The sequence below is a fragment of the Streptomyces sp. NPDC040589 genome, assembly GCF_055594445.1.
Window position 1 is genome coordinate 123,691 of sequence record NZ_JBVIWP010000008.1, and the last position, 25,429, is coordinate 149,119.

General features: G+C 70.5%; 22 protein-coding genes, 1 tRNA gene and 1 pseudogene. 10 read left to right on the forward strand and 14 right to left on the reverse strand.

The window, feature by feature from the left end; translation table 11 throughout:
- The first annotated feature begins 130 nt into the window (after positions 1-130).
- Entirely contained in the window at positions 131-664 is a 534-nt protein-coding gene (locus tag ACZ58V_RS30590; RefSeq protein WP_392364651.1) for an NUDIX hydrolase, read from the forward strand.
- Here ACZ58V_RS30590 and ACZ58V_RS30595 read toward each other — a convergent pair.
- Positions 642-1,982 carry a hypothetical protein gene (locus tag ACZ58V_RS30595; RefSeq protein WP_471294003.1) on the reverse strand — a complete coding sequence of 447 codons (1,341 nt, stop codon included), beginning with the start codon at positions 1,980-1,982 and terminating at the stop codon, positions 642-644. The two genes, ACZ58V_RS30590 and ACZ58V_RS30595, sit on opposite strands and share 23 nt — an antisense overlap.
- Before the next feature lie 113 nt (positions 1,983-2,095).
- On the opposite strand from ACZ58V_RS30595, the gene ACZ58V_RS30600 reads away from it, so the two are divergent.
- The 3 genes from ACZ58V_RS30600 (at position 2,096) to ACZ58V_RS30610 (ending at position 3,900) form a co-directional block, all read left to right on the forward strand.
- Positions 2,096-2,338 carry a hypothetical protein gene (locus ACZ58V_RS30600; protein ID WP_391253035.1) on the forward strand — a complete coding sequence of 81 codons (243 nt, stop codon included), beginning with the start codon at positions 2,096-2,098 and terminating at the stop codon, positions 2,336-2,338.
- Positions 2,339-2,545: 207 nt separating this feature from the next.
- Positions 2,546-2,989, forward strand: coding sequence for a glycine-rich domain-containing protein (locus ACZ58V_RS30605; protein WP_471294005.1), 444 nt, complete (start codon positions 2,546-2,548; stop codon positions 2,987-2,989).
- A 68-nt stretch (positions 2,990-3,057) separates the two neighbouring features.
- Positions 3,058-3,900 carry a protein kinase family protein gene (locus ACZ58V_RS30610; RefSeq protein ID WP_471294008.1) on the forward strand — a complete coding sequence of 281 codons (843 nt, stop codon included), beginning with the start codon at positions 3,058-3,060 and terminating at the stop codon, positions 3,898-3,900.
- A 764-nt stretch (positions 3,901-4,664) separates the two neighbouring features.
- Here ACZ58V_RS30610 and ACZ58V_RS30615 read toward each other — a convergent pair.
- Positions 4,665-5,432 (reverse strand): barstar family protein, encoded by a 768-nt coding sequence (locus ACZ58V_RS30615; RefSeq protein ID WP_471294011.1) that lies wholly within the window; start codon positions 5,430-5,432, stop codon positions 4,665-4,667.
- A gap of 359 nt (positions 5,433-5,791) precedes the next feature.
- Here ACZ58V_RS30615 and ACZ58V_RS30620 point away from each other — a divergent pair, with 359 nt between their 5' ends.
- Positions 5,792-6,928, forward strand: coding sequence for a tyrosine-type recombinase/integrase (locus ACZ58V_RS30620; RefSeq protein WP_468194553.1), 1,137 nt, complete (start codon positions 5,792-5,794; stop codon positions 6,926-6,928).
- A gap of 81 nt (positions 6,929-7,009) precedes the next feature.
- On the opposite strand, the gene ACZ58V_RS30625 is transcribed toward ACZ58V_RS30620, so the two are convergent.
- The 3 genes from ACZ58V_RS30625 to ACZ58V_RS30635 form a co-directional block, all read right to left on the reverse strand.
- A tRNA-Arg gene (locus tag ACZ58V_RS30625) sits at positions 7,010-7,082 on the reverse strand.
- 350 nt (positions 7,083-7,432) lie between these two features.
- The gene (locus tag ACZ58V_RS30630) at positions 7,433-9,838 is read right to left on the reverse strand and encodes a glycoside hydrolase family 65 protein (RefSeq protein ID WP_471294015.1); all 2,406 of its coding nucleotides are present in this window, start codon (positions 9,836-9,838) and stop codon (positions 7,433-7,435) included.
- A 92-nt stretch (positions 9,839-9,930) separates the two neighbouring features.
- Positions 9,931-10,806, reverse strand: a complete 876-nt coding sequence (locus ACZ58V_RS30635; protein WP_471294303.1) for a universal stress protein — start codon at positions 10,804-10,806, stop codon at positions 9,931-9,933.
- A 179-nt stretch (positions 10,807-10,985) separates the two neighbouring features.
- Between ACZ58V_RS30635 and ACZ58V_RS30640 the strand changes: the two genes are divergently transcribed.
- The gene (locus tag ACZ58V_RS30640; protein WP_468194556.1) at positions 10,986-11,444 is read left to right on the forward strand and encodes a Crp/Fnr family transcriptional regulator; all 459 of its coding nucleotides are present in this window, start codon (positions 10,986-10,988) and stop codon (positions 11,442-11,444) included.
- Positions 11,445-11,604: 160 nt separating this feature from the next.
- Here ACZ58V_RS30640 and ACZ58V_RS30645 read toward each other — a convergent pair whose 3' ends face one another.
- Together ACZ58V_RS30645 and ACZ58V_RS30650 are read right to left on the reverse strand one after the other, a co-directional pair.
- Positions 11,605-12,279 (reverse strand): helix-turn-helix domain-containing protein, encoded by a 675-nt coding sequence (locus ACZ58V_RS30645; protein ID WP_471294018.1) that lies wholly within the window; start codon positions 12,277-12,279, stop codon positions 11,605-11,607.
- 22 nt (positions 12,280-12,301) lie between these two features.
- On the reverse strand, positions 12,302-13,375 hold the full coding sequence (locus ACZ58V_RS30650; protein WP_471294020.1) for a zinc-dependent alcohol dehydrogenase family protein: 1,074 nt from the start codon (positions 13,373-13,375) through the stop codon (positions 12,302-12,304).
- Positions 13,376-13,599: 224 nt separating this feature from the next.
- Between ACZ58V_RS30650 and ACZ58V_RS30655 the strand changes: the two genes are divergently transcribed.
- Positions 13,600-13,995 carry an STAS domain-containing protein gene (locus tag ACZ58V_RS30655; protein ID WP_471294023.1) on the forward strand — a complete coding sequence of 132 codons (396 nt, stop codon included), beginning with the start codon at positions 13,600-13,602 and terminating at the stop codon, positions 13,993-13,995.
- Between the two features lie 262 nt (positions 13,996-14,257).
- On the opposite strand, the gene ACZ58V_RS30660 is transcribed toward ACZ58V_RS30655, so the two are convergent.
- The 3 genes and pseudogenes from ACZ58V_RS30660 to ACZ58V_RS30670 form a co-directional block, all read right to left on the reverse strand.
- On the reverse strand, positions 14,258-14,389 hold the full coding sequence (locus ACZ58V_RS30660) for a hypothetical protein (protein ID WP_471294025.1): 132 nt from the start codon (positions 14,387-14,389) through the stop codon (positions 14,258-14,260).
- Between the two features lie 181 nt (positions 14,390-14,570).
- Positions 14,571-15,089: pseudogene (locus tag ACZ58V_RS30665) on the reverse strand (universal stress protein); the annotation flags it as partial.
- 75 nt (positions 15,090-15,164) lie between these two features.
- Positions 15,165-16,073 carry a universal stress protein gene (locus tag ACZ58V_RS30670; RefSeq protein ID WP_468194567.1) on the reverse strand — a complete coding sequence of 303 codons (909 nt, stop codon included), beginning with the start codon at positions 16,071-16,073 and terminating at the stop codon, positions 15,165-15,167.
- Positions 16,074-16,321: 248 nt separating this feature from the next.
- Here ACZ58V_RS30670 and ACZ58V_RS30675 point away from each other — a divergent pair, with 248 nt between their 5' ends.
- The gene (locus tag ACZ58V_RS30675; RefSeq protein ID WP_468194570.1) at positions 16,322-17,023 is read left to right on the forward strand and encodes a response regulator; all 702 of its coding nucleotides are present in this window, start codon (positions 16,322-16,324) and stop codon (positions 17,021-17,023) included.
- A gap of 24 nt (positions 17,024-17,047) precedes the next feature.
- Here ACZ58V_RS30675 and ACZ58V_RS30680 read toward each other — a convergent pair whose 3' ends face one another.
- The 3 genes from ACZ58V_RS30680 to ACZ58V_RS30690 all read right to left on the reverse strand — a co-directional run bounded on the left by ACZ58V_RS30680 (position 17,048) and on the right by ACZ58V_RS30690 (position 21,990).
- Positions 17,048-18,778, reverse strand: coding sequence for a sensor histidine kinase (locus ACZ58V_RS30680; protein WP_471294028.1), 1,731 nt, complete (start codon positions 18,776-18,778; stop codon positions 17,048-17,050).
- A gap of 143 nt (positions 18,779-18,921) precedes the next feature.
- Positions 18,922-20,673: an IclR family transcriptional regulator domain-containing protein gene (locus tag ACZ58V_RS30685; RefSeq protein ID WP_471294030.1), complete on the reverse strand. Its 1,752-nt coding sequence runs from the start codon at positions 20,671-20,673 to the stop codon at positions 18,922-18,924.
- 72 nt (positions 20,674-20,745) lie between these two features.
- Positions 20,746-21,990, reverse strand: coding sequence for a M6 family metalloprotease domain-containing protein (locus ACZ58V_RS30690; protein ID WP_471294032.1), 1,245 nt, complete (start codon positions 21,988-21,990; stop codon positions 20,746-20,748).
- Positions 21,991-22,448: 458 nt separating this feature from the next.
- On the opposite strand from ACZ58V_RS30690, the gene ACZ58V_RS30695 reads away from it, so the two are divergent.
- Positions 22,449-23,093 carry a TetR/AcrR family transcriptional regulator gene (locus tag ACZ58V_RS30695; RefSeq protein WP_423570428.1) on the forward strand — a complete coding sequence of 215 codons (645 nt, stop codon included), beginning with the start codon at positions 22,449-22,451 and terminating at the stop codon, positions 23,091-23,093.
- A gap of 145 nt (positions 23,094-23,238) precedes the next feature.
- Positions 23,239-24,780 (forward strand): MFS transporter, encoded by a 1,542-nt coding sequence (locus ACZ58V_RS30700; protein ID WP_471294035.1) that lies wholly within the window; start codon positions 23,239-23,241, stop codon positions 24,778-24,780.
- Positions 24,781-24,869: 89 nt separating this feature from the next.
- On the opposite strand, the gene ACZ58V_RS30705 is transcribed toward ACZ58V_RS30700, so the two are convergent.
- A complete protein-coding gene (locus ACZ58V_RS30705) occupies positions 24,870-25,403 on the reverse strand; it encodes a MarR family winged helix-turn-helix transcriptional regulator (protein WP_468197935.1) in 534 nt (177 codons plus the stop codon).
- Positions 25,404-25,429 lie beyond the last annotated feature (26 nt).

The window sequence follows — 25,429 nt, forward strand, 5'->3', positions numbered from 1 at the left end:
CATGCCCGTCGCTCCTGGCTGGCGAGGCCCTCGTTGGACATCTCGTCAGTGTGACGCGAAAAGAGGGGAACATGCCCCCTGCCCCTGATCGGTCTGAGATCCTGGAGACCGATCGAGAGGGGCCGCAGGTATGGAGTGGAAGACCCACGGTGAGCGACAGGTCTACACCAACAAGTGGGTGAATCTGTGTCTGGTCGACGTCCAACAGCCTGACGGACGTAGGTGGGAGTACCACGTCGTCCGCCTCCGGCACCTGGCCGTTGCCGCCGTGGTCAACGACCGCCAAGAGGTTCTGATGATGTGGCGGCACCGCTTCATCACGGACTCGTGGGCCTGGGAGCTGCCCATGGGGCTGGTCGAGGACGGCGAGACCCCGGAAGAAGCTGCTGCCCGCGAAGTCCTGGAAGAGACCGGCTGGCGCCCCGGCCCCATCAAGCCTCTGATCTATGCCGAGCCGGCGAACGGGATCACCGACTCACAGCATCACGTCTTTCGCATCGACGGCGCCACGTACGTCGGTCCGCCCACGGAGAAGAACGAGTCCGACCGCATCGAGTGGGTCCCTCTCTCAGAGGTGCGCGGGATGATAGACCGCCGCGAGGTCGTGAGCAGTGGATCGCTCGTCGGCCTGCTCTACCTGCTCATGGACGAAGCGATCCGCTGACCAGCGGGAGGAGTTCCCGTAGCCGTGCCTCGAAGGCCAGGGCTACGGGCTCCTGCCTGTGAGGGGCCAACTGGTCGTAAAACTCCCTGAGATGCCCTGATACCCGCTCGGAGGCCACCGCCGAGGCAGGTTCCAGAGCTTGCGTGGCGGTGTGGCACGCCTGGTCAAGCTTGCCCTGGTCCAACTGCGTACGGGCCAGCCAGAACGAGTGGAACGCGCGGCCTCGCTGGTTGGTGTGGTGCTCCCGCCGCAGGGCGTCTGCGATCAAGGGTTCGGCGGTCGCCGCTTCGCCCAGTCGGCCGTGGGCGATGCCCGTGTCCACGATGAGCTTCGGCTCATCGAAGTAGGTCACCCATGAGGGGTCCGGATCGCTCGCCCCGATCTGCTCGAACTGACTGTGTGCTTCCCCGATCGCCCGGTGCGTGTCATCACGGTTGCCGAGGGTGGCATGGGCGAATGCTTCCCGCATGGCCAGCATCGACATCACGCGCGGCGTGCTGCCGAGTGCCGACCGAGCCTGGTCCTGGGCGGCGGTCACGAGTGCCAACGAGTCCGCGGGCTTGTCCTGGTAGGTCGCCTGCAAGCTCATGCAGGCGAGGACGTTGGCCATGAACTGGCGGTCGTCGATCTCCTTCGCCAGTTGCAGGGCCTCGGTGAAGTACGCGCGGGCCTGGTTGTACTGGCGGGCGTCGAAGTAGGTCCAGCCTGTCAGGCGTGCCAGCTCGGCCGCGATGCCGTACAGGCCGTTCTGGATCGACGGCGGTCGGCTCTCTTTCAAGAGTCCGACGACATAACGGAGCTGGCCAACGATGGCGGGCCGCAGTGCTTCGCCGCCGTGCTGGTCGTCCCGGCGCCAGTAGTCCTCGATCGAAGAGCGGAAGGCTTCAAGCGTGGCCTTGTTCAGACTGGTTCGCGTGGCCAGCGCCAAGATGCTGTCCACATCGGGACCTGGCAGAGACGCGGGGGCCTGCTGCTCCGGCTCCGACATCTGGGGCGCCTCGCGCTCGTCGGCCACGAGGGCCTGAGGCGTCTCCCACGCTCGGCGGGCAAGCCCGAGCATGTCTCCCGGGATGCGCAAACCGTCTGAGATTCGCTCGATGACGTCCATGTGCTGCAAGTGGCGTCGGCCCGCGATGACTTCGCCCACGCGGCTCGGTGTCAGGTCACAACGCCGGGCGATCATCGAGGGGTAGATCCCCGCCCTGACCTTCACCAGCCGGAAGACTCTGGCGAAGTCCCGGACCCGACACGCATCGATCATCTCGGGATCGGTGAGCAGCCTGGCCGGCAGTTCCTGCGGCCGGTCCGGGTCGGGCATCGGCAAGCTCCCACACTGCGAGGGCTACGCAACGTCGCTGGTTATCTACTTCCCGCGATGTTACCCAAGTTGGGTAATCAGCCTGACCTTTTAGCGGCGGCCCTCCGATCGCGATGCTCGTGTGCATGGCGAGCAACCAGCAGACCAGACCAGGCATCGGTGAACTGGCGAAGGACACCGCCAAGGGACGTATCGGCATCGTCATGGGTGAGCTCGGCGGCCGAGTGCAGATACGGCCCATCGGCGGCGGCCGGGAGTGGGACGCCATGCCGGACATGGTGGTGCAGCCGAGTGCTCGGGAGGAATTGAGCGCACGCCTGGCCATCAGGAACGGCAACAGCAGGGACGGGCTGTGATGCGCGCCATCGGCCGATACGCGGGAGTCCTCTTCATCATCATGATCAGCGGGTCATGCGGCCTGGTGATCGGCATGGCTCTCGCTGTCGGCCAGTAGACCGGCCGCCCCGGACGGGTGCCCATTCCCCGGTTCCCCCACCCCCGTTCGGGGCGGCCTCCCAACTCCGTAAGTGCCACGCTCCACTACCCAAAAAGGGAGTACTCGCATGACGGCAACGGCGAACGACCAAAGGACCGGCCGCGCGGTGGCTGGCGAGGAACTGTTCCAGAGCCTCGCCCACTTCGTGGTCGTCCACAACGGGCAGTCACCCGAGCGTGCCGAGCGGATCGCGGACCAGGCGGTCGCCTTCGTGGTCACCGCAGCCACCGCCATCGTCCCCATGGTCCCGTCGGACGACGTGGACCTGGGCCTGCACGCGCTCATCCTGCACACGAAGGAGTACGCCGAGCTGTGCGACCGGTACGCGGGCCGCTTCCTGCACCACAACCCGAAGCCCGGTGGCGGGGCCCGCGACCGGAAGCAGGTCGCCGCTTCGGCACGCGCCATGAAGACGGCCGGGTTCACGGTCTTCGATGACCTGTGGACCGTGAACGGCACGAACCTTGCCCAGTGCGACTCCGACTGCGGCCGCCCGTACGGCCAGGCGTAGCAAGACAGCAGCGGCGCGGCCGGCCTCGACTCGTGGTCGGCCGCGTTCGCCCGGAAGGAGAACAGACGTTGTCCGGCTCACCCTCTGAACTGCCGATCGTGGTGCTCGACGCACTCATGCCCACGTCTCAGCGCCTGGTCCTGAACCGCCGGGGCTCCATGGTCTGGGATGTGCGGAGCCATCGAGGTCACTACGCCGTCAAGGTCGGCTATCCGATCGAGGCTACGGCCGACTGGCCCGCCCAGCCCTGGACCGCCCTCGCGCCAGCACGTGAGGGCGCCGTGCTGCATCGCCTCGGCTTCGACGACTTCGCGTACGGAGAGTGGGAGCGCGGGACGTGGAACTTCCAGCCGTGGCATGAAGGGCCGGACCTGTACCGACTGTGGGAACCCTGCCGTGGCAAAGGCTCGTCCGTCGCACCGCGCGCCGGCGTGGCGCTGGGTTGTGTCGAGGCCTTGGCCGAACTGCACGCCAAAGGTTGGGCCCACGGCGACGTGCAGCCCGCCCACTTCATCGTCGGGCCGGATCGGACGCATCTGATCGACCTGGCTCTAGCCCGAGGCGGACACGTCCCCGAGGGGTACGACTTCCCGTTCCGCGGCTGCCTCGTCCACTACGAAGCACCGGAGATCGCGCGCAGCGTGCTCGCCACGGGTGAGGCCGAGCCCACGCCGGAAGCCGACGTCTACGCCCTCGGCGCCTCCCTGCTCATCTCGGCCACCGGCTGGCGGGCCGTCGAGTACCCGGACGACGCTCCCCGCCCCGTCCAGAGAGAGGCCGTGGCCAACGGCAGACGCCGTCCCGTCAAGGCGCCTGGTGAGCTGGGCGAGTTGATCGAAGCCATGCTCAGCCATGCTCCCGAAGACCGGCCGACCATCTACGAGGTGGGTCAGGCCCTGAGCTGCCTCTAGAGCCTGGTTCGCCCGGCGACGCTCGCATAACCAAGACCAACAACAAGAGACCGGACCACCCCTCAGCCTGGACAGCATTCCGGGTGGTCCGGTCGCGGAAGCCCTGATCAGGACCCCGGTGCCGGTGGTAGCCGGGGCAGTTGGCGTGCTCGGACGCGGGTGCGGGCCCTCGGCTTCATGTTGTCCAACGAGGAAGGGCCTTGACCTGAGCCACCGAAAGTCAGCCATGACGGCGGGCGAGCCGAACGAGCACCCGCCACGTGTGCTTCCAGCAACCACTCACCGGCCTCAACCACGCTTCTTCCAAACGTCACGGCCTGGCCCTCGATCTTGCATGAGCGTTGCCGACATGTCCTGCGACTCCACCGGCCGCGCGGATGTGAGCTGGGTGCGGTCTGGTGGCGCGGTCGAGCTTGCCGCGTCCCGGCCTGGTCCTGGTGCTCGGAGTGGGCGCGTTGCTTCCTGGTCTGGTTGTCCGCCCTGGCGGTTGTGCGCGCTGAGCGGCGGGGGGCCGCCGGAGCGGTGGCGGAGACAAGGAGCGGCGGCGGCCACGGGCAGCCAGCGCGCGCGGCCCGCCGTAGGCGGGCCGCCTTGAACCCGTAGAGAAAGTTGTAACTCAGTCGGGCTGCTGGGGCCTGTCCGGTCCCGGTAGATGCTTGACAGTCCGATCTCAGCTGATGGTTGACGGTGACCGTGATTGGCTTGGTCGTACGTTTCTCCCTGTTCGCGCACCGGGATTGGCATGTGCCATCTGCGAGGGAAGATCACGGCAGGATGACCTCGACGCCAGCATGGCGCAGATGGGCAACCGTCATCTCAAAGCAATCACTCGGGGACCCGCCTGCGGGGTGGTAGGAGAACCTCATTCGGGTCATAGCTCGCTGCCAGTCGTTCCAGATCAGAGTGAACGGCGGCATGGCGCCATACCCGCCCTTGAGAGCCTCCTCGAACCAGAAGTAGCCAGCCCCGAAGTAGCCACCGGGCCCATTGATCGCCTCACCGATGGCCAGGTAGAAGCTGGTCAGACTGCTGATGTAGCGGCCGTCGAGGTGATACACCCCGTTTCGGGCGTCGGTGCCAGGTTGTCGCTGTTGTCTACACACCAGGTCGAGCCAGGCCTCGCGGCCATTGGGTGCGTACGCTGCCCAGAGATTCTTGGCCTGCGGGCGGCCCTGGCACCATCGGTCCCAAATGGGGCGAGCTGCCACGGTGGGAGCACTCCAGGTGGTCCCGACGATCGGGACATCGCACGGCTCGCCGGAGTCCCGCAAGTCACCTACCTCCAGGCCGCAGATCAGTTCGCTGGCGAACGGCTGTCCCTGCATGTCGAGCATCGCGATCGATACGTCAACTTGCTCCACCCGGGCTTGCACAGCTACGTCGAGGAAGGTCGGCCTGGGGCTGCATTGCTTCAGCGTGATGGTGCGCCTACCTGGTTCGCTCGCGTAGAAGAAGCCTGCAACGTCGGCGCAGTAGGCCAGGGGTTCCTTACTGAACTCATCGAAGAGAACGAAACGCGGTCTCGATCCCATCCCTCTCCCTGCTGATCTGGGCGTTGCAGCCTAAGCCCTTGGCAGGGTGGCGAGCCACGGGGTTCTTGTTCGCCCGCCATCTCTCGGGCTTGTCGTCTGAGTGGCTCGTCACAGGCACTCCGAGACGGCCCGCCAAGGCGTGAGTCGCATGCACACGCCGGTTCTCGGTCCCGCGACCTACCAGACGTTGGCTAGCCCACCGTCAAACATCAACCGGGACCAAAACGTCGCGCATCAACTGGGACTGGGCACTGTTCTGTGGGGCTTGAATTCGTACGCGCACGCTGGCCGTTCGGCGACCTGGCGGTGCGCGAGGGGCAGGAAGAGTGCCGGTCGGATCGTCCAGGTGACGCGGGTGGTTGCCATGGAGCTTCGGTTCGGTCAGGCAGCTTCCGTCCGGTCGTTGGCAGGTCCGCTGTCGCGACCCGGAGACAGGGCAGCTGCGCCCGGCGGAGAAGACCTACGGGTCCAAGACCGATGCCCAAGTCGCTCTGACACACATTGAGTCGGACGTAGCGCGCGGGCAGTGGTCCGACCCGGACGGCGGGGCGGTGGATCTCGAGGAGTACGCCTCAGCGTGGCTGCGAGACCGGAAGCTCGCTGACCGCACCCGCGAGCGGAACGAGTCGGTGATGCGGCTGCACATCCTGCCCACCTTCGGGGCCGGGAGCGTGGCCGACGTGACGACGGCCAGGGTGCGCAGTTGGCGCGGCAAGCTCCTCGCGGCCGGCATCGGGGAGCTGACGGTGGTCAAGGCGTACCAACTGCTGCGTGCCCTGATGAACACGGCTGTGGACGACGAGCTGATCCGGCGCAACCCATGCCGCATCAAGGGCGCGGACCGCTACGACGTGCCCGAGCGGCCAGTTCTCACGGTGGCGGAGGTCTTCGCCATCGCCGATTCCACCGCGCCCCGCTACCGGCTGCTCATGCTCCTGGCGGCCTTCACCACACTGCGGTTCGGGGAGCTGGCAGCCCTGCGACGCCGAGACGTCGACCTGGAGGGGCTGACCGTCACTGTGCGCCGTGCCCAGGCCGAATTGCAGGACGGTCGGCTCTTCGACAAGGCGCCGAAGTCTGCGGCTGGCGTGCGCTCTGTCTCCTTCCCGGCCGAACTGCTCGACGCGGTCTCGCACCACCTGGAGCAGTTCGCCGCTCCCGGCCGTGAAGGGCACGTCTTTGTGGGCCCGCAGGGCGGGCAGTTGCGACGGAGCAACTTCCGCGACGACTGGGTCAAGGCCCGGAAAGCCGCGGGCGTCACGGCCGAGCTGCACTTTCACGACCTGCGCCACACGGGCAACACGCTCGCCTCTACGGCCGGGGCCAGCACGCGGGAACTGATGACGCGCATGGGGCACAGCAGCTCTCGGGCAGCGCTGATCTATCAGCACATGACCAGCGACCGTGACCGGGCCATCGCCGATCGGCTCGGGGCCATGATCCGGGGCGGGGGAGTGGCCTCAGGTTCCTCCGGAGAGGACGCCGAGCGGACGTAGTGGCACGCGTGTGGCACGGCGCCTGAAACGGCTAAGGGCCAGCCTGGGAGGAAACCCCTCCTGAGCTGGCCCTTAAGTCTGTGCCCCCGACAGGATTCGAACCTGCGACACCCGCTTTAGGAGAGCGGTGCTCTATCCCCTGAGCTACGAAGGCGGGGGCCTGCAGAGAGCCTCGGAGAACATCCAGGAAGTGGATCTTCAGCCAGGATCGCAAGCCCGCTGGTCAGACATGGTGCGACGTCCTCCGCAGTGTCACCTGAGCAGACAACGCGACGTACCGAAGACCGACCACAGACAGCGTAGCGGATGCGCGTCGGCGAGCGTCGTCGGTACAGGAGCAGACGAGGAGGATGGCGGGACTGTTGTGCGATTTGTGTCAGTTTATGTGCGTTTCTTGCAGCGCCGAAGGCGCGCAGCCTCCTCATCGGGCAGGCCGAGCCCGGCTCTGGAGAAGGGGGCCAGTGCGGCGGTCGTCGGAGCGGGAACGGCGAGTCGAGTCCAGCTTCAGTCCGCAAGGAGCAGCCGGCACGTTTCCCCCGGCTGGACGCTGACCGTGCGGTCGGGCAGTTCGATGTCGATCGGCATGAGGTCGGACGGCGGCACGGCGATCTCCAGTCGTCCGCTCGTCAGCCGCAGCTCTATGCCCCAGTGGCCCTGGTAGCTGATGGAGAAGCCGTACGAGGACAGCTCGGGCAGCGGGACGGGGTCCAGCCACAGCGCACCGGAGCGGGTCTCCAGGCCGGTCAGACCTCGCTGGACCAGGTCGAGGGTGCCGGCCATGGCGCCCAGATGGATGCCCTCGCCGGTGGTGCCGCCCTGCAGGTCGGCGATGTCGCCACGCAGGGCCTCCTGGCAGAACGTCCATGCCTCGGCGCGTCGGCAACGGGCCAGGACCCAGCCGTGGACCAGGCCGCTGAGGGTGGAGCCGTGGCTGGTGCGGCCGAGGTAGTAGTCGACCGTCCGCCGCCACGTGTCCTCGTCCAGCGGGTGGCCCAACCGGGCGAAGAGCCCCTGGAGTTCGGCCGGCGAGAACAGATAGCCGAGCATGAGCACATCGGCCTGCTTCGACGCCTTGTAGCGGTTGACGGTGTCGCCCTCCGCCTCCAGGATCCGGTCCAGGCGCCGAATGTCGTCGTACCGCTTGCGATAGTCGTCCCAGTCGAGTTCCGCCAGGTCGCCGTAGCCCTCGAACTGGCTGATGACACCGTTGTGGAAGGGGACGTGGAGCGTGCGGGAGACGTCCTCCCAGTGGTCCGGTTCACCGTCGTCCAGAGCGGTGCATTCGGCCAGTTCTCGGCGGCGGGGTTCGGGCAGTGTGCGCAGCACCTCCAGGGTGCGGGTGAGCACCCAGGCGGCCGTGACGTTGGTGTACGCGTTGTCGTCCAGTCCGGGCCGCTCGGCGCCGGGGTAGGCCTCGTGGTACTCGTCGGGGCCGACCACGCCCCGGATACGGTGCCGTCCGAGGTTCTCGTCCCAGGTGGCCGAGTCCGCCCAGAACCGCGCGATGTGCAGCAGCATCTCGGCGCCCTCGGCGTGCAGGAACTCCGCGTCGCGGCTGGCCTCGCAGTACTGCCACACGTTGTAGGCGATCGCCGATCCGACGTGGTGCTGAAGGTGGGTGTGGTCGGGCAGCCAGCGGCCCGAGCGCGGGTTGAGGTGCAGTTGCTGGGTCTCCTCGCGTCCGTCGCTGCCGCTCTGCCACGGATACAGCGCGCCGCGTCGGCCGATGGCCCGGGCTGCGGCGCGGGCCCGGTCCAGGCGCCGGTGGCGGTAGTGGAGCAGGGCGCGGGACACCTCGGGGAGGCGCAGGTTCAGGTACGGCAGGACGAACAGCTCGTCCCAGAAGACGTGCCCGCGGTAGGCCTCGCCGTGCAGTCCGCGGGCCGAGACGCCCACGTCCAGGTCGGCGGTGTGCGGGGAGAGGGTCTGGAGCACGTGGAAGAGGTGCAGGCGCAGGATCTGGCCCGCTTCCCCGGGGACATCGAGTTCGGTCCGCCGCCACAGCTGGTTCCAGGCCCCGCGGTGGGACTCCAGCAGCTGCTCGAAGCCGGGCGCCGCGTCGATCCGGTCCACGGCGGCCTGCAGCGGATCGCTGATCGCGGGGTCGTGCGAGGTGTGCAGGGCGACGCACTTGTCGACGGTGGCGGTCCGGCCGGGGTCCAGGGACAGCCGTAGGCGCTGCACGGTGCGCGAGGGCCGGTGCAGGTCCGCGACCGGCGCGGGGGCGGTGAGCCGGGCGGCCAGGGCGATCCCGATGTCCGAGGTGCGGGTCCGGCAGCGCAGCCACACCGTGCCGGGCGCCGCCGTGCCGGTGTGCACATGGGTCAGGTGGCGACCGTCCAGGTCCCGGTAGCGCGGCACCCCGGCATTGGTGACGCCGCCGTCGAGCGCGGCCTCGACCTCCAGCTCACCGGTGAAGTCCTCGGCGGTGAACTCGGTGCGCAGCGCCGCGAGGTGCGGGTCGGCCATGTGCACCAGTCGCTGCTGCCGTAGGGACAGCGCTCGCCCCTGACCGAGGGCGTACCGGGTGCGGCGCTCCAGCACTCCCGAGTCCAGGTGGAGGGCCTGACGGTGGTCCAGGACGGTCCCCGTATCGGGGGTGAGCCACTCCCCGTCCGCGAGCCGGAAGCGCAGCGGGAGCCAGTTGGGGACGTTGACCAGGTCCTCGTTCTCGACCTGGCGTCCCGCGACCTCGGAGGTGAGCCGGTTGTAGCAGCCCGCCACATACGTGCCCGGATAGTGGATGTCGTCCGCCGCGCACTCGGGCAGCGCCCCGCGAGTGGCGAAGCGGCCGTTGCCCAGGGTGCACAGCGACTCCCTCAGCCGCTCGTCCGCGGGACGGTAGCCCTCGTACTCCCAGGTCCCCTCGTGCTCCCAGGTCCCCTCGCGCTCCCGCCTCCGGTCCGTCACGAGGCTGTCTCCTCTGCGATAGGGGCGGCGAGGCCCGACGCTCTCCCATTCTCCCTTCGCCGGGCCCGCCGCGCTCTTCGGCGCGGGGGCGCTCAGACCCGCTGAGGTACGACGGCCACGGGGCACTGGGCGTGGTGCAGCAGCGTGTGGGCCACCCTGCCGAGCTGGAGCCCGAAGTGGCCCTGCCGCCGCTGCGCCCCGACGATCACGAGGTCGGCCGCGGCCGACAGGTGCACCAGCACCTTGCGGGCGGGTCCCTCCGCCGTCGTACGGCGCACCCGGGCACCCGGGTGTTCGGCCATCGCGTCACGCAACAGTTCGTCGAGCTCGGTGCGGGCCCGCTCCTCGTGGTACCGGTCAGGTGCCTCGGCGAGCGCGGCCGTGTCGTCGGCCTCGCGCGCGGGGCAGCGCCAGGCGCGGACCACGTCGAGGGCGCACCCACGGGCCTCGGCCTCATGAAAGGCGAACCGAACGGCTTCCCCGCTCGTCGCGGGGTCTTTGGCGCCGAGAAGGATCCGCTCGTGGGTACCGGCCAGGCCGGCCTTGTCTCCCCGCACCACGATCACCGGACAGTGCGCGCGGGCCGCGACGGCCAGCCCGACGGAGCCGAGCAGCAGTCCCTTCAGCTCGCCGCGGCCCCGCGACCCGGTGATCAGAGCGGTGGCGTTGTTGCCCTCGTGCAGGAGCGCGTCCGCCGCCTCGGCCAGGATGACGTCGGCGGACACCTTCACATCGGGGTTGCGCCGCCCGGCGCGCTCCGCGGCGGAGGCGACGATGTGGTCGGCCATCACCTGCCCCGTCGGGCGGTCCGAACCGATCGACGGCGTGACGCCCTCGTATCGCTCCCAGAGGGAGGCATGGACCAGCCGCAGCGGAAGACCGTGCAGGGCGGCTTCGTCGACCGCCCAGTCGACCGCCGTCAGACTGCCGTCCGATCCGTCGACGCCCACGACCAGTGGCAGTTCCATCGTCATCGTTCCCACCGCCTCGTCACCGGGCAGCCTGCAGATCCACTCTCACCGTCGCAGGCGTGGAGGCGGGACACGAGGGGCCGGCCGGCCCCTGCCGGGCCCGTTCGGCCCGTGGTGCCCCGCAGGGGTCCGGCACACGCTGATATCAGCAAGGCCGGCGGAAAGGAGTCGGAGCGATGACCTCCACCACCAACCTGGCCGAGGCTCTCCCGGCCGCGCAGCGCGAGCGGCTGATGCGCATCGCCCGCGAGGTGTCCTTCGACGCGGGTGCACGCCTGTTTGAGGAAGGCCGGAGAGCCGACCGGTTCTGGATCGTGCGCACGGGGACCGTCGTGCTCGATCTCCATGTCCCGGGCCGGCGGGCCGCTGTCGTCGAGTCCCTGGGACAGGGCGAACTGGTCGGCTGGTCGTGGCACTTCCCGCCGCACGTGTGGCACCTGGGCGGGGAAGCGATGAGCCCGGTGCGGGCCTTCGAGTTCGACGCGGAAGCCGTGCGGGCGTTGTGCGCCCAGGACGCCGAGTTCGGCCGGGCGATCGCGGTCTGGGTCGGCCGTGCGGTCGCCCACCGGCTGCACGCGTCGCGTGTCCGGTTGCTCGACCTGTACGCCCCGTACGGCAGCGGGAGTTCGGTATGAGCCATGTCCCACCGCTCCCACCGCGGTGCTGACCGACCTGACCGTCCCCGGGAGAGCAGCCATGCGTGGCAGCCCGCACATCGTCGAGGTCATGGAGCGGTGGAAGGTCAGCGCGGTACCCGTTCTCTGGAGGGTGAAGTCGTGGGAGGGTGAAGTCGTGTCAGACCGTGATCCGGCGGCCGGTGACGCCGACGGGCTCGATGCACAGCCACAGCTCGCGCCGGCCACCCGCCCACGGCGTGCTGAACACCCGCTCCTCGAGACGGGCCGCCTCGTCCTGATCCGTCACGGCCCTCGCGGGGCCGCGTACCAGCACGCTCCAGCCCTCGCTGAACGCCTCGTCGATGCGGTCGACCTCGAAGGCCACCTGGTAGCCGGCCGCTTGGGCGGGTGTCGAGCCGGGGGCCGTACGGAAGACGATCTCACCGTCGACGACGCTGTAGTTGACCGGCATGACGACCGGGCCGGCGGCCGTGGACACGGCGAGACGCCCCACCCCGTGCGTCGAGAGCAGGGAGCGGCACTCCGCCTCGGTCAGCTCCGTGAACCGGGGAGTACGGGAGGCCCGTCCGAGGCCGGGCGGCAGCTCGGTGTCGCCGCCGGTCAGATGCCACACGGTGGTCTTCAGCGCTCCCGCGAGCCGGAGCAGGGTGCCGGCGCCCGGGTCCGCGGGCGGCCGCTCCTCCAGGTACTGGAGGTAGGCCGGAGCCATGCCCGCCCGAGTGGCCGTCTCCTGGCGGGTCAGGCCGAGTTCCGTACGGCGCTGGGTGATCCGCCGCCCGAGATCGCCCATCGGGCGCCCTTCCACAGTGTGGGACGAGGCCGGTTCGGTCATGGCCCTTCACCTCTCTCCTTCGTCAGGCCGCCCCCATGGGGACGATCTCCTCGTGCTGCTCCTCGCCCAGCACGACCTTGAGCGCGCCGGTGTCCGCGGCCCGGCCGAAGACGTCGTACGCCTCCTCCATGTGGGCCGGCGGGAAGGTGTGCGTGACCAGCTGCCCGGTGGGCAGTCGGCCGGCGGCCGCCATCCGGAGCAGCGTGGGGGTGGAGTAGGTGTCCACCAGGCCCGTGGTGATGGTGACGTTCTTGATCCACAGGTCTTCCAGGTGCAGGGTCGCGGGCTTGCCGTGCACGCCGACGTTGGCCACGTGCCCGCCCGGCCGCACCATGCGCGTGCAGAGCTCGAACGTCTCCGGGACGCCCACGGCCTCGACGACCACGTCCGCGCCCAGCCCGTCGGTGAGGTCCGAGACCAGTTGCTCGGGGACTTCCCGGGCGTCCGCCACCGCGTCAGCGCCGAGCCGCTTGGCTGCCTCCAGCCGGGCGGCGGCAAGATCCACGGCGACGATCCGCTCCGGTGCGAACAGCCGGGCGGTCGCGATGGCCGCGAGCCCGACGGGGCCGGCGCCCACGACGGCCACGGTGTCGCCGGGCCGGACATGCCCGTTGAGCACACCCACCTCGTACCCGGTCGGGAAGATGTCGGCCAGCAGTACGGCGTCCTTGCTGTCCAGGGCGCTGGGCAGCGGGTGCACGGACAGGTCGGCGTACGGCACGCGGACGTACTCGGCCTGGGTGCCGTCGATCAGGTGCCCCAGGATCCAGCCTCCGCCGCCCCGGCACTGGCCGTACATGCTCTCGCGGCAGTAGCGGCAGCGGCCGCAGGCGGTGATGCAGGAGACCAGCACCCGGTCTCCCGGCCGCACCGTGCGCACGTCGCCGCCGACGTCGACGATCTCACCGACCGCCTCGTGCCCCAGCACCGTGCCGGGGCGTACCTCGGGAACGTCGCCTTTGAGGATGTGCAGGTCCGTTCCGCAGATGGTGACGGCGTCGACCCGCACGATCACGTCGGTCGCCTCCTTGATACCGGGGTCCGGGACGTCCTCCCATGCGGACTGTCCGGGGCCGTGGAAGACGTAGCCCTTCATGGCGTTCCCACCTTCCGGTGCGGGCGCGGTGCCGGGAGTGCACCGCGCTTCCAGCTTGGCGCGGGCCGGTGGGAGGCGCATGGGCCGGTCGGCCCCATCCAGTGGCCGGACGGGTTCTTCCGCGGCCGGCGGTCGGTGAATCAGCCCCAGGGCCCTTCGCCCCCGGCCGGCAATTGGGCCGGTCGGCCCTACCGCGGATCCGTCGGTCCGGCTTTGCTCGGACCATGTCCGACAAACCGCTCAGGTCCGCGCCGCCTCCTGCGAAGCGCACGTTCGGCGAGAGCACCGTCGTGACGCTGGGCGGCGAGATGGACCTGCTCACGGCACCGGGTCTGACGGCGCGCCTCGACGCGCTGACGGCGGGCCTTCACTGCGACCTGGTGCTGGACCTGCGTCCGGTGGCCTTCATCGACTGCACCGGGCTGGGGATCCTGTGCCGGGCGCGGAACCGCGTGCTGGCCCGGCACGGTCGGCTGCGCCTGGTCTCCGACAGCGCCGGTTTCCGGCGCATTCTGCGGCACACGGGGCTGGCGGGCGTCTTCGAGGTGTTTCGGTGCCTGCCCCTGGGCGTGGCCGGTGCCCCGACCGCGGGCGCAGCGGAGACTCGGGCGGCGGGGTGACCGTCGCCCGTGCGGGACCCCTGCCTCCACGACAACGGCCGGAGGCAACGGGAACGGCCGGAGGCAACGGGACGGACGATCCCTGCGCCGCTATCTCGGCCGTGTCCGCCTCGCCTCCGGTGTCGTACTCGGCGAGACCGAGCACCCGGTCCTGCGCCTCGGCGAGCAGGGCCTGGTGGCCCGGGCGGGCCGGCGCGCAGGCCAGGGCGGCGGCCAGGGCGGCGGATCGGCGGCTCGCGGCGAAGAACCGCAGGCGCAGGTTCTAGGGGGACATCTCCTCGTGGAGGTCCCGCAACCGCTCGCGGTCCTCTTGCCGCACGGCGCGTATGCACACGGTCGTGCCGTCCCTGAGCAGCGCGTGGACCGGGGGCCGGTCGAGCACGTCGGGCGTCATCGTGGTCTCCTCCGAGCCTCTCGACGCTTCGAGCATCCGGCGGATCGAGGAGAGGCCGCATGGGCTGTCCGGGGTCGGCCGGGGGCCGATCGGCCCTATGGCCCGCTGCGTCGAGGGCCGCGGCCGCGATGCGGTCAGGCCCGTTCGGGGACGACCGCGACCCCGTTCGGGGACGACCGCGACCTCGTTCGGGGACGACCGCGACCGGGCAGGCCGCGTGGTGCAGAACGGCGTGCGTGACGCGGCCGATCCGGAGTCCGATGCGGCCGTGGGGACGTCTGGCGCCGACCACGAGGAGGGCGGCATCGGCTGAGGCGTCGAGCAGTACGGTGCGGGTGGTGCCTTCGACGGCCCGGCGGCGCACCTCGGCAGCCGGGTACTCCTCGGCCGGTGCGTGGAGCCCGGTTTCCAGGGCGTCGACGGCGCTCTGCTCGTGCGCATGGGCGGGTTCACCGGCGAGCAGCGGGTGGTCGGCGGTCTCGTGCGCGGTGCGGCGGCGCCACCACGAGCACATCGGTGAGGATCTGCTCCGTCCTTCCCGGCCCCGCGGCGAAGACGGCGTGTTCGTAGCGGTCCCACAAGGACGCGTACACCACACGCGCAGCGGTACCCCGCGCAGCGCGGCCTCGTCGGTCGCCCAGTCCACCGCCCGCAGACTGGACTCGGAGCCGTCCCCGCCGACGATGACGGGCAGATTCATCGCCCTGATCCCTCCTCGGCGGGTACTCGGAACGGGCGGCGACTGCCGTCGGCATGCTGCTGGGTCGGTGACGCGTCAGTGGTGCGGAACGACGGCGACGGGGGCGGCGGCGTGGTGCAGCACGGCATGCGTCACGGAACCGATGTGCGTCCCGAACGGGCTGCGGCGGATCCGCCGTCCCACCACGACCAGCGATGCCTGGCGAGAGGCGTCGATCAGCTGCGCCGCCGCGCTGCCCGAGTGGGACGCTTCGACCACCTCGACGGAGGGGTACTTGTCCCTCCACAGGCGCAGCGCGTCGGTGAGCGCGGTGGCTTGCGAACGGACGACCTGGTCATACCGGTACACGTCGCCGGAGCCTCGGCCGTAGACGAACCACGAGGGCAGTTGCCATCCGTGCACGGCCCGTAGGGCGGTCCCGCGCCGGGCGGCCGCGTCGAAGGCGAAGTCGATCACCGACGCGTCGAGGTGGTCGGTGTCGATGCCGACCACGACCGGCCGGTACCGCGTCGCGGCCGACGGGATGCCCGCCGGATCCCTCTCGTGTTCGTCGGCCGCCTGCTCACCGGCCCGGACCAGGACCACGGGCCGCTCGGCACGCGCCACCACGGCCAGGCCGACCGAACCCACCAGGAACCCGCCGATGCCGCTCAGACCGCGCGATCCCAGGACGAGCAGTTCGGCCTCCCTGGCGGCATCGCCCAGCACCTTGCTGGGGTGGCCGACCAGGTGCTCGGAGGTCACCTCGACGCCGGGGTGACGCAGACCGAGCCCTTCCGCGGATTCGCGGGGAATCTCCTCGCCCCAGTCCTGCTGGGTCTCGACACCCAGCTGCGGGGCCTGCGCGATGGGCTCCGGCGCCGGCTCCCACACGTGAAGGAGTTTCACCGGCAGGCGGCGCTGCGCCGCCTCACGGGCAGCCCACTCGGCGGCGGCGCGGCTCTCGGGCGAGCCGTCCAGACCCACGGTGATGGTGCGGGACATGGTCTCCACCTCCGGAGTAGAAGCTCTTGCTTCGAGCGTCCCCTCCACCGGCCGTCGCGGTGAAGGGGCCACAGGTCCCGTGCCGCGGCCGAAGGGCCCTACCGCACGGTGGAGGCGGCAGGCGCGGGCGGTACTCCGTCCCACGACATGCCTTGGGCCGGTCGGCCCTAGTGCATCCGGCCTCCGCACGTAATGATCGTGGTCACGGGCGGTCCGCAGTCCGCCCTTCCGGCCGACGAGGGGTCGAGATGACCGAGCCGCGCACCTTCAGCGAAGAGCACCCGATCCGGGTCTTCCTGCTCGACGACCACGAGGTCGTGCGCCGCGGCCTGGCCGACCTGCTGGACGCCGAACCCGACATCTCGGTGGTCGGGGACGCCGAGAACGCCGCGCACGCGCTCGCCCGCGGCCCGGCGCTCCGCCCCGACGTCGCCGTCCTCGACGTACGCCTGCCGGACGGCGACGGCATCACCGTCTGCCGCGAACTGCGCAGCAGGATGCCCGGTCTGGCCGCTCTGATGCTGACCTCGTTCGACGACGAGGAGGCTCTGCTCGACGCGATCATGGCCGGGGCGTCCGGCTATGTCCTCAAGCAGATCAAGGGCTCCGACCTGATCTCGGCGGTTCGCACGGTCGCCTCCGGGCGGTCCATGCTGGACCCGGAAACCACGGCCCGGCTGATGCGCTCGCTGCGCGCCGACCCGTCCGAGGAACCGGCCATCGCACCCGAGCTGGCGAGCCTGTCGCCGCGCGAGCGGGAGATTCTCGCCCTGATCGGGGACGGGCTCACCAACCGCGAGATCGGCAAGAGGCTCTACCTGTCCGAGAAGACCGTCAAGAACCACATCTCCCGGCTCCTGGCCAAGCTCGGCGTCCAGCGACGGGTTCAGGCCGCGGTCCTCGCATCGCAGTTGGAGCGTCCTGTGACGAGCGAGCACCCGTCACACTGAGCCGGGGCCACCGACGAGCCACAGTCATCCTCGGGCCGACCGCACCGGCACCCGCCACACCACCCGCGCGCCGCCACCTTCCGGGCGCTCACCGAGCCGGAGGTCGCCGCCGAGGGCGACGGCCCGCTCCTCCATGTTCCGCAGGCCGCTGCGTACGGCACCTTCCGGTATCCCGCAGCCGTCATCGGTCACCGTCAGCGTCAACTCGCCCTGGGCACACCTCAGGTGCACGTCCACGGAGCGGGCCCCGGAGTGCCGGGCCACGTTGCTCAGCGCCTCGCCGAGCACCGCGAGCGTGTGATCGGCGACGTCGCCCGGTACCTCCGTGTCGACCAGCCCCTCGACACGCACCGCGGGAGCGAAGCCCAGAGACGAGGCCGCCGCCGTCACCGCGTCCGAGACCCGGCCACGCAGGCCGCTGCCCTCCCTCGCCCCGCCGTGCGTCCGCAGCCCGAAGATCGTGGACCGGATGATCTTGATGGTCTCGTCCAGATCGTCCACCGTCCGCGACAACCGTTCCACAGCCTCCGGATGGTCGATGAAACGCTGGGCGCTCTGTAGCGTCATCCCCGCCGCGAACAGTCGCTGGATGGCGAGATCGTGCAGGTCGCGGGCGATGCGGTCACGGTCCCGCAGCAGCGCGATCTGCTCGGCGTCCCGGCGCCGCTCGGCCAGCTCCAGTGCCAGTGCCGCCTGCCCGGCGAACCCGAGCAGGGGGCGCGTGTCGGCGTCCGTGAACGGCGTACGTCCCGCCGCGCGCCCCAGCAGCAACACACCGCGGGCCTTGCCCCCGGCCTCCAGCGGAACACCGACCACGGGTCCGAGCCCGACCCACTGCGCCGCGTCCCCGCTGGTCCGCTGGTCCTCCCGGATGTCGGCGCTCACCGCCGGCTCCGCCGTGGTGAGAACGGCGGCCACGAATCCGTCCTTGCCGGACATCACCAGACCGCTGCGCCGCTCGGCGTCCAGCCCGACGGCGAGCAGCGGCCGCAGTGCGTTCTCCTCGGGCACTCGCTCGGCGATCAGCCCGGCATCGGCGTCGGCGATCTGACGCGCCTGCTCCACGATCAGTTCGAGGACGTCCATGCTCGGAGCGCCCGACAGCAGGGCCCGCGTGACCTCGGAACTCGCCCCCAGCCACCGCTCGCGCAGCCGCGTCTCCTCGTACAGGCGGGCGTTCTCGATGGCCACGCCCGCCGCCACCGCGAGGGTGGCGAGCACCGACTCGTCCTCGGCGTCGAACTCCTCCGCGCTGCGCTTCTCCGTGAGGTAGAGGTTGCCGAACACCCGGTCACGTACCCGGATGGGCACGCCGAGGAAGGAGTGCATCGGAGGGTGGTGCGACGGGAAGCCGTACGAGGCCGGGTGCTCGGAGATCTCCGTCAGCCGCAGCGGCTCGGGGTGCCGGATCAGCTCGCCCAGGATGCCGTGCCCGCTGGGCAGGTCCCCGATCCGGGCCCGCCGCTCGTCGCTGATACCGACGGTGTGGAACTCGGAGAGCATGAGGTCGTCGCCGATGACTCCCAGGGCCCCGTACTCGGCGTCCACGAGCACCACGGCCGCCTCGACGATATGCCGGAGCACCTGGGGCAGATCCAGCTCCCGGCCGACGGAAAGCACCGCCTCCAGCAGGCTGTGCACACGATCCTGGGCACCCCGCGCCGCGTCGATCCGCGCCTGCAGCTCGTCCAGCAGTTCGTCCAGCCGCAGCTTGGGCAGGTGCTGCTCGGATCGACCGGGCCGTTCCCCGCTCATCGTCGCCTCCGACCGGCTCACGCGGACGCACCCGGATCAGGCGCCTTCCTTCCCTCACGATAGTGCGTCGTGCCCTGGTCGGACGGGCTTCCGCCTCCCCTGTGGCACGGGGCCCGAAGGCCGGCCGGCGCGAACCGTGGGGGTCAGGTCAGGGGGACGTGGGCGAAGCGGGCGGCGGTGTGGAGGTCGGACTCGATGCGGGTGGCTGTGGTCGTCAGTTCGGGGAGGAGGTCCGTCACGCACTCCCGGAGGCTGTGGCGGCTTGCGTGCATCGCGGTGTTCAGGGCGGACACGACTCTTCCGGAACGGTCGCGGATCGGGACCGCGATGGAGCGGAGGCCCTCTTCCAGTTCCTCGTCCACCAGGGCGTAGCCCTGGGAGCGGATCGCGGTCAGGGTGTCCGTGGTGGCCCTGTCCGACAGGAGGACTCGGCCCAGAGCCGTCGCGTACGCCGGCAGGCGGGTGCCCAGCGTGATGTTCACGCTCATCACCCGGCCCGTCGCCACCCTCGCCGTGAACTGGATCTCCTCGCCCGAGTCGGAGAGCACCGCCAAGGACGTCGACTCGTGGGTGCGGGACGTCAGGTCGGCGAGGTGGGGGTGGGCGATGTCGGGGAGAGTCGTGCGGGAGAGGGGCGGGAAGCCCAGGGAGAGGACCCGGGGGGTCAGGGCGAAGGTGCGGTCGTCCGTCTGCGTCACCAGGTCCAGGTGTTCGTAGGTGATCAGTGCGCGGCGGGCCGTCGCCCGGGCCAGGCCCGTTGCCTGGGCCACCTGGGTGAGCGTCAGCTCCGGCCTGCCGTCGCCGAAGGCCGTGAGGACCGTCAGGCCCCGCGCCAGGGATTCGATGAAGTCGCGGCCGAGTCGCTGTTTCGACGCGCCCGTCCAGAGCGCCAGGTCGGACGGTGACCTGCCGGGGGGCGGGGGTGGGGTGCGGTCCAGCTCCTGCTCCATCCGCGTGACCGCCGCCCGCAGTCTCGGCAGCAGGGTGGTGCGCAGGCTGTGTGCCGTGTGGCGGCTCGTGTGGCTGACCACGCTGGCCACGCACGCCGGCGGCCGGTGGTCGCCGGCCGTGTGGGGGGAGCGGACCGGTACCGAGACCGCCACCAGGCCCGGTTCGATCAGCTGGTCGTCCAAGGCCCAGCCGTTCGCGGCCGCCTCCTGCGTGCGGCCCACGAACATCTCGTCGTCTCTCGCGTCCGCTCCGTACTTGCGGGGTGGTACGGCCGTGAAGGAGAGGTCCCTCGGGTCCGCCGCCCGGCGTTCGCGCCAGCGTTGCCAGTCGGTGGCCGTCCACTCCGTTGCGAACAGGGGGCCGGGGGCGGTGCGTTCGGCGGGGAGCAGGTCGCCGATGCGGAAGCTCAGGGACATCGCTCGGCGGCGGGTGGCCTGGTGGATGAAGCGGATGCCGTCGCGGTCGGCGACCGCCAGGGAGACCGACTCGTCCAGTTCGTCGGCCAGGGCGTCCGCCCGAGAAGCGAGCAGGGCGGGGAGGCGCAGGGCGGCGAGGTAGGCGTTGCCCAGTTCCATCAGCCGGGGAGCGAGGTGTACGTCCCTGCCGTCCACGCGGACGTAGCCCATGCGGGCGAGCGTGGCCGTGATGCGGTCGACCGTGGAGCGGGCGAGGCGGGTGGCCCGTTCGAGGCCGCTCAGGCTCAGCGTGCCGTCCGCCTCGGTCAGTTCCCGCAGTACCGCGATGCCGCGTATCAGCGGCGTGACCGCCTCGTCCGGTGTGGTCGAACCCCTGGACGCGCCCGTCCCCCGGGCAGGTGCCCCACCCGCATCGGCAGCGTGCCCGTCCGCCTCGGCCGGCGTCCCGCCCTCGTTCACCGACCCCCCGTTCTCGTCGGCCGAGGGGGCGGACCCCTCGGGGTCGTCGTTCATGGGCTTCGCTGGCATCGGCTCTCCGGTACGGCGGTCGCGGCAGGCCTACGGTAATCCGGAGTCCGGGACGCGTTCCCCCTGGCGTCGCTACCCCCTCGTCACCCGCACGCGATACCCGCCCTCACCTCCGCCTCCTCCCCCCAGATCGATCCCCGCCACCTCGATCTCCACTCCCTCGCGCGCATCCCGGAACGTCTCCCCGGGCGTGAACGGCGCGTCCGACAGTTCCGCGTGGACGTTCGGCGCGCGGGTGCAGCCGCCGCTGTCGCGGCGGGAGTCGTACACCGTGACCGGGCCCATGCCCGTGTCCACCTCCGCGTCGACCTTGTAGATCAGGACGCCCGGGCGGCACACCGTCTCGTCGTTGCCCGCGCGGGTGCGCAGTTCCACGGCGTAGCCGGTTCCGCTGTCCAGGGGGAGGACGACCAGCTTGGAGCCGCCGGCGCGGGCCAGCGGGGTCAGGGTGTACTCCGAGGTGCCGGGGGTCGCCACGCAGTGCACCTGGGCCGCGTCGAGCCAGCCCAGCTTCCACTTGTGCCAGCCGAGGAAGTCGTTGTTGGCGCCCCAGTCCTCGCTCATGATGTCCCAGTGGCCCACCGCGCCCCCGCCCTCGGCGGTGTACAGGTCGGGCAGGCCGAAGACGTGGCCGTTCTCGTGGGGGAGTACGCGGTAGCCGTTGCGGTCGTAGGAGCCGGAACCGTCGTCCTGGCGGGAGTAGACGAACGAGGCGTTGGCCACGGGGGTGCCGTCGGCTGTCGGGGCCTCGGGGTTGCCGGCGAAGGTGACGGACAGGACCGTGTCCAGGGCGGACGGGCCGGCGTTCGGGGTGACCAGCACGTTGACCAGGTCGTACGCGCGGAAGTCCACCTTGGGGTCGGCCGCGGCCACGAGATCCTGGACCAGCGCGCGGTAGCCGGGGTCGAAGGGGGCGCCACGCTCTATGCCGTACTCGCGGAAGGACTTCGGCATCCGCAGCCACCCCGGGACCGGGGTCTCGGGGCGGTAGTCGAGGCGGCCGTAGGAACTGGTGCGGAACCACTCGCGGGTCTGCGGGAAGAACTCCCGGAAGCGGTCCAGGGCGTCGCCGTCACCGGGGGCGTCGGAGAAGTCGATCATCAGAGTGAGGGCGCGGACGGTGCCGGTGGAACGGGTGTAGCCGTCGGAGGTGGGGATGCCCTCGGACATCTGGACCTCGCGGGCACCGCGGATCAGGCAGGGGCCGTGGGAGGAGGTACGGGCCAGGGAGATCGGTCCGGCTCCCGCCGCCGTGGCGCCGGGGGTGAGGTGGCCCGTGCCGGCCGAGGTGCTGACCGAGAAGGTCAGGGCGGTCACGCAGGCCAGGGCGGCCAGACGGCTGCGGGGCGGCCGGGGTATCCGACAGCGGGGCGGCTGCGTACGGCCCGAGCCGGCCGACCCCGTACGGCCCGACCCGGAATGGTGCGTACGGCCTGGGCCGAGCGACCCCGCCGCACCCGGCCGGGGTCGCTGAGGCTGCGGCTGCATGCAGGGGACCTCCCGCGCCACGGCAGCCGCCGGTCTCCGGCTGCACCCTTTCGCTCACCCTGCGTTGCGGCGGATGGGGGCGCGCGTTGGAGGAGACCGATCGTGGGTTTCCCATCAGTAGCGCCACGCGCCCCCCCAGAGCACTTGTGATCCAGGTCACAAAGAAAAAATCCCGGCTACGGGAAATACCGGGGACCCACTCCCCGTTTAGCCATGTGTCAGAGCGAAACGGGGACGCGCTCCCCGGATCGCGAACACCGCACACCTCACCCATCCAGGAGTACGCCGTGCAGACCGCCACCCCCGAACAGCGCAAGGCGCCCCGGCCTCGCGCCGACGCCCTGCGCAACCGGGAGCGGATCGTCACCGCCGCCCGGGAGATGTTCGTCGAGCACGGCCCCGAGGTGCCGCTCGACGAGATCGCCCGCAGGGCCGGCGTGGGCAACGCCACGGTGTACCGCAACTTCCCGGACCGCGACGCGCTGGTCCGCGAGGTCGTCTGCTCCGTCATGGACCGTACGGCCGCCGCGGCCGAGCTCGCGCTCGCCGAGACCGGCGACGCGTTCGAGGCGCTGGAGCGCTTCGTGCACGCCGCCGCCGACGAGCGGATCAGCGCGCTGTGCCCGATGGTCTCCAGCACGTTCGACAAGCACCACCCGGATCTCGAAGCCGCGCGCGAACGGGTCGAGAGCCAGGTCGCCGAGGTCATGGACCGTGCCAGGGCGGCCGGGCAGCTCCGCTCCGACGTGGGCGTCGGAGACGTCATGATCGCCGTGGCCCAGCTCAGCCGGCCCCCGGCCGGGACGGACTGCTTCCGTGCCGACCCCTTCGTCCACCGCCATCTTCAGCTGTTCCTGGACGGGCTGCGGGCGCCCGCTCGCTCCGTTCTGCCGGGCACGGCCGTGACCCTGGAGGATCTGCGCCAGCCCTGACCGATTAGTTCAGCGCGTCCCATCCGTCTGTAGCCAAGACGACAGTCCCTGCGGCCGTCCCCGTGGACGATCCGCTGTCTCTCGGCGTCCCTGACGTCACTTTCGACATCACTTTCCGTCACGAAGTCCCGAAGTGGGTACCCCCATGTCTGAAACAGCCTCAAAGGCACTCGGCACACCGGCCAGAGAACCGGACGCCGGCCGCTGGAAAGCGCTCGTCTTCATCGCGCTCGCCCAACTGATGGTCGTCCTGGACGCCACCATCGTGAACATCGCCCTGCCCTCCGCCCAGCAGGACCTGGGCATCTCCGACGGCAACCGGCAGTGGGTCGTCACGGCCTACGCCCTGGCCTTCGGCGGTCTGCTCCTGTTCGGCGGCCGGATAGCCGACCTGTGGGGCCGCAAGTGGGCGTTCGTCGTCGGGCTCGGCGGCTTCGCCGCGGCCTCCGCGCTCGGCGGCGCTGCCACCAACGAGGCGATGATGTTCGGCGCCCGCGCCCTGCAGGGCGTCTTCGGAGCCCTGCTCGCGCCCGCCGCGCTCTCCCTGCTCGCCGTGATGTTCACGGACGCCAAGGAGCGCGCCAAGGCGTTCGGCATCTACGGCGCGATCGCCGGTGGCGGCGGTGCCGTCGGTCTGATCCTGGGCGGCTTCCTCACCGAGTACCTGGACTGGCGCTGGACGTTCTTCGTGAACATCCCGTTCGCCATCGTCGCCGCGGCCGGTGCCTACTTCGTCATCCGTGAGCCGGAGGGCGGCCGCAACCGCTCCTCGCTCGACATCCCCGGCGTGATCCTGTCCACCCTCGGCCTGGTCGCCCTGGTCTACGGCTTCACCCGCGCCGAGTCGGACGGCTGGAGCGACTCCGTGACTGTCGGCATGTTCGTCGCCTCGGCCGTGCTGCTGGCGTCCTTCGTGCTCGTCGAGTCCAAGGTCAAGGCCCCGCTGCTGCCGCTGCGCGTGATCACCGAGCGCAACCGCGGCGGGATCTACCTCTCCCTCGGTCTCGCGATCATCGCGATGTTCGGCCTGTTCCTCTTCCTGACCTACTACCTGCAGATCGTGAAGGGCTACTCGCCGGTCAAGACCGGGTTCGCCTTCCTGCCGATGATCGCGGGCATGATCACGGGCTCGACCCAGATCGGCACCCGTCTGATGACCCGGGTCGCGCCGCGCCTGCTGATGGGCCCCGGCTTCCTGGTCGCCGCGCTCGGCATGCTGCTGCTGACCCAGCTGGAGATCGGCTCCTCGTACGCGGCCCTGCTGCTGCCGGCGATGCTGCTGCTCGGGCTCGGCATGGGTACGGCGTTCATGCCGGCCATGTCCCTGGCCACCCAGGGCGTCGAGCCCCGGGACTCCGGTGTCGCCTCCGCGATGGTCAACACCTCGCAGCAGGTGGGCGGCGCCATCGGTACCGCCCTGCTGAACACCATCGCCGCCTCGGCGACGACGTCGTACATCGCCGACCACATCGTGGGGGCGACCAGCCGGTCCCAGCAGCAGCTGGTCCAGCTGGAGGGCATGGTCGAGGGCTACACGAGCGCCATCTGGTTCGCCGTCGGCATCCTCGTCGTGGCCGCCGCGATCGCCCTGACCTTCGTCAACGCCGGCCGGCCCGGCAGCACCACGGTGACCGGCTCGGACGCGGACGCGGCGGACGAGGTGCAGATCCCGGTCGTCGCCCACTGACGGCGGCCCCCGCAACAACCCCTTCGGGCCACCCGTAGGCACGAGGAAGGGGACGCCTCGTACCTATGGATTCCAGGACCTGCCCCGGCTCAGCGGAGCCAGGGCAGGTCCGCACCCGCTTCGGTCGGCTGAAGTCCCTCGGCGACGATCCTCATGATCTCGCCGAGGGACTTCTGCTGTTCCGGGGAGAGCCGGTCGAAGACCGCCTGCCGTACCGCCTCCACATGGCCCGGGGCGGTCTGCCGCAGCACCTCGAAGCCCTCCTCCGTGAGTACGGCGAACTGGCCCCGCTTGTCGTCGGGGCAGTCCTCGCGGCGCACCCAGCCGTTCTTCTCCAGGCGCGCGATGGCGTGCGAGAGGCGGGAGCGGGTGATCTTCGCCAGCATGGCGAGCTCGGTCATCCGCAGCCGCCTCAGGGGTGCGTCGGCGAGCTTGACCAGAAGGCCGTAGTAGACGTGCGGCATGCCCGCGTCGCGCTGGAGCTGACGGTCGAGATGGTCGTCGAGGAGGGTGACGCCCTCCATGAACGAGCGCCAGACGCGCTGCTCCTCGTCGGTGAGCCAGCGCGGTTCCGGGGGCTCCTGGCCTGGGCCTGGTGTCGGTGCGGATGCGGGTGCCTTCATGTGTTCCACTCTACGTGGCCCCTCCT